General features: G+C 47.0%; 3 protein-coding genes. All 3 read right to left on the reverse strand.

Translation table 11 applies throughout. The annotated features are described in order from the left end of the window. Window positions 1-142 precede the first annotated feature (142 nt). The gene (locus tag OKC40_RS21555) at window positions 143-601 is read right to left on the reverse strand and encodes a hypothetical protein (protein WP_270796950.1); all 459 of its coding nucleotides are present in this window, start codon (window positions 599-601) and stop codon (window positions 143-145) included. After that, a complete protein-coding gene (locus OKC40_RS21560; protein ID WP_270796951.1) occupies window positions 598-2,721 on the reverse strand; it encodes a hypothetical protein in 2,124 nt (707 codons plus the stop codon). Before OKC40_RS21560 ends, OKC40_RS21555 begins: the two co-directional genes overlap by 4 nt. Window positions 2,722-2,730: 9 nt before the next feature. Then, window positions 2,731-4,245 (reverse strand): hypothetical protein (locus tag OKC40_RS21565; RefSeq protein WP_270796952.1); only part of this gene is annotated, 1,515 nt, incomplete at its 5' end.

Raw genomic sequence — 4,245 nt, forward strand, 5'->3', positions numbered from 1 at the left:
ACTTTTATAAGAGCGCTAATTATTATTCAGTTAGTCTATTATGCATTAAGCTTTATAAATATTTACCATACAATACTAATTTTTGATAGGGTTGATGTTAATTATGTTTAGATGTTATAGGTACAGTCGCTCGTGTGCGCACTCATTTTAATAGCGTCATACTATTACGTTTAGCCTCGACTAGCTGCTGTTTCATTTTTTCCAGCTCTAGCTCCAAATCGTCTATGCGCTTATGTGCTTGGCGTAGTGCAAAAGATAACTGGTGATGCACCGCCGCCATCTGTTCTCGTTCCACCAGAAGCTTCTGGGCCTTATCGCGGTACTGCTCTTTGATCCTTATTGCTGTTTGCTTGGCTTGGTGTGCTTTTTCCAGTCCTGAAATCGGTTTTTTGCCTGTTTTTACCGCTTGGATGATCGCCTTGGCCGTTTTGATTTTCTCGATGACGCTCGGATAGTAGTAGCTGCTACCATTGCCCAGGTTTGCCTCTTCTTCTACTGCGCGTACACTGAGTTTGCGATGTTCAGGGATCCGCTCCGGCTTACCTTCTTGGATCCGTTGCAACGCGGCTTCCAAGCGCAGTTGCGTGTCGTCACTGTTCATAGATAGCTCGCCTCAATTGGGTGCTGATAAGCTTGGTAGTCGATATGATGATCGTGCATGACTTTCTCTGCGGCGCGGATCTGGGTGATACAGTGAGCGTATTCACCAAGGCTGACATTGACTTGTTCGCGTAAATAATTAGTGAGTCTGGTGTGGGTTTGCTGCCACCATTGGGCCTGCTGGGTATCGATTACGCTGCTACCGCTACTACAATCGACACAAAACGCAGGGTTTACTATACCGTCCATATCGCAGTTGTAGCCGTTCTTGCAGTAACTGTGCAAAGTACCATGTAGGCTCAGACGCTTTTCCTTGACCAACCTGTACAAATTTTCCCAGCTGCTGTAGATCACTGGTTTGTCGTCACGCATGGCTACAATTGCTTTGCCATAGCTGCCGCTTAGTGGTTCATCGCTATTGAACCACCTATCGTAGGTGGAGGTGGTATGCTCGATACCTGCTTCGTTGAGCAACCTGGTAAGATCGCTGTCTACTTGGACATCCTGTAAGCGTGCTGTGACTGCACCATTGCCATACCATTCGCTCATGCGTAGGTAGAGGTGCTTGAACTGCTGTTTAATGGCAATGGGATGTCCAAGATGGTTTCGTACCGCGAAGCAAGCAAATGTGCGACGGAACTGGTGTGTGGTAAATGGCCATGGGTGGCCTACCCTTACGCATGTCTCGATTAAGCCATTTTCGTGTGGATTGAGCCGTCTGCACTCTTCAAGAGCTTTCTCATCGATCACAGCCCCAACTTGCCTGGCGAATCTTTTCAATCGCTTATTCCATTGATTTCGCTCTATCACGATGGGAGGACTACTGCGCCTTTTCTGAGTCAGCCACAGACATGCAGCTTGCTCGTGTAACCCATCAGCCCTGGCTGGGTCACGTGACTGCTCAGCCATTTTAGATAACTGTTCGCGTTGATTTTCAGATAATGCCTGTGCAAGCTCGATGGCTTTTTTGACAATAGGGCTGCACAACCATTCCTCATATTTTTTTCCGGCTGCTAGTTTGTGTGTCGCAGCACGCAGAACGTTAAATTTTTGCCCATCGATTTCATATGTTACGAAGCTGCTTTTATGAAGCTCAAATAATTCACTGACACGCATGCCACTAAAGGCTCCACAACAGATAAAACAGGCGGCTTGTAATTGTCCACGCCAGCTTACTAGCCAGTCCCCATTAATTTTTTCGAGAGGAAGTAAGTCTGTATTTTTTAGTATAGTAGTTGCAATAACGGCTATATCATTTGGTAACGCAAAGTTAATTTCCTGACTGTACCTGTGAGTGTCCAGGTTACCATTTTCGTCATGCAGCCATTTCCACTGACCAGAAGCTATCTTTCGGTTGACCACTGCCCGACCTGCATCGTAGTTTTCTTGTAGCTTGCGCTCTAGTTCTATCAGTTTTTTTTGGTGTGGCCAGGCCTGTTCTACAAGATCGACGGCTTTGCCGTACAAAATATCAGCTAGGGTTTGTGGTATCGCCAAAGTCTGTCTTCTTTCCAGTTTGCCCTCGGCGGCTAACTTGTTGGCCAGTTCTTTGAATTGCAAGTCAGGAAGAGTTAAGCGAAATGGCAGCCAATCCCCGAGCCGTGTAACAGCAGAAAGTGATGAGAAAGTTTTTTCAATTGTGCTGCTGCTTAGTTCAGTCGATTCGAGGTCGCTCTCTAGCTGAGCCCAAACATCGGCTTTGTGGAGTTCGCAGATATCATCCAGATTTTGGTTCTGTAAACTTATAAGAACCCGCTTCAAGTCCAAATTAAATCTGGTTGCCAATGTAGTGAGCTTGCACCGTTTACCGCTGCGATGAGCGACATGATAAATCCAGCCATATACAATAAACTTGGCTTGTAACAGCAGCCCAGGGCTATCTATGAGGTGGTTAAAGCTTAGTTTGCGCTGAATATTTTCACCGCCTTTGTCGGTGGCAAATGGAGTACAGTCCCAGATGTCGTCGCCGAAGGATGCCACGACTTGACCATAGGCGTCTGTACATACTGGCACTTGAGCTAGCTCATCCCACTTCTGGTTGGCGAGCAATTCATTGAGATTCTGTCCTTTGGGGATATGTTCTGCGGGAAATTTTCTAGGCAGGTCTAATAAAATTGCCATGCTTGTTCCTTAAAACACGCCAACACTAGCTGCATCAGGCCACAATGGATGACGGCCATCGTTTGCCAATTTACGCTGCGCTTGGCGCAACACCTTGTTGTTAACCAATTTGAGCCGAGCTGAGATATTGATCAGGACTTGGCCAAAGTTCTTCTGATGATGTTGACTGTCTAGGTGCAGGTAAAGTGATTCTTCTAAGCACTCACGGAAGCTGAGTATGCACCAAAGGTCGCTGACTGATTCAACAAGTACTTGATGCCTGCACTCCCAGCATGCCAAAAGATCGGCGCAAGATAATCGTTCGCCCTCGGCCAGTAATCCTCGTTGGCGGGCTCGCGTAGTAAAACGCTGCGCTCTATCGCTATCATTGGTTTGGCAGTAACTGCCATTAGCACTGCGTGTGGGGGGCATGGCTCTTTGCACGTAAGCCTCGTAGGCGAGTACTTCTACCTTCTGAGCCTCTCGAACCTTTTGCTTTGCAGCGGAAACTCCCTGTCGATCACGCACCGCTTGCTCTAATGTATGACTAACATCACGGTTCATTTGGTTGTTTTCATGTGGGTTTCCGCTGCTGTAAGCCAACTTGACCACTTGGGGGGTGTTATCCAACAGCAGTGCCGCATACATTGGACCTTTTCGCGCAAGGGTCAAGTGACCCCCTGTAGCTCGAAAACGCTGCACTACTGGCCACAGGCGTTCACCTTGGTTGTCATACATCGGAAAATACCGAGCCAGCCATTTGCTCTTGAAGCCACTGAGCTTTCCACCGGTCATCATTACAGGTAACCCATTATTATTGGATGGCAGCAGCCAACCATCTGGCCTGGGATCGAGCAACCGTGAGGCTTCCAGTAGTTGATCGAAAAACTGGAGAGCATATTTCGGAACTTCCAACCTGTCATGATTACCGATTTCAACCGTTAAGGTTTTAAATGCTCTGCGCTTGAACGCAGGCATCTGATGCCAGTCATCAGACAGTTTGTGGCTCACAGTTTGTGGGCGCTTGAGCTGATATAAAACTGAACTATTGCTCCATGTGTAGTAACTGAGCAAGAAAGTTGCGGCATAGAACATTTTACTAATGCCAGAGCTCACCAGATACTGTTGACCTTTCCATTGAAACGTCATGGTTGCAGTGTGTTTATGAGCGTTTAAATGTAGCTTAGGTGCACTGACAAACTGTTGATGTAATTGCTTAAATAATCCACGCAAGAGCGGAAGCATTTGCATGAGATCGCTGTCGCTATATCCCTTAGTGGGCACACTTTGAGTTCGGCCTGATGATGGAATTATGTGGAACCAGGAAGTGACGGGCAGTTCCATCCATTGCAGTAGAGTGCTGAGGTGTGAACGTTTAGACGTTTCGGTACTGTCTTTTATTTCGCCACGGCGCTGTCGTGTACTGTTGTGCTGTAACTCACTTATAACGGCAGCTTCGGAAAGTGGTATTAGGCCATGTTTATCACAATAAGTGACATGAAGTCTGGCAGCGGTAAATATTGTAGTTTTAGTAGACAGCTCGGT

Origin of the sequence: Aeromonas sp. QDB11 (assembly GCF_027705265.1) — a bacterium.
Taxonomy (GTDB): domain Bacteria; phylum Pseudomonadota; class Gammaproteobacteria; order Enterobacterales; family Aeromonadaceae; genus Aeromonas; species Aeromonas allosaccharophila.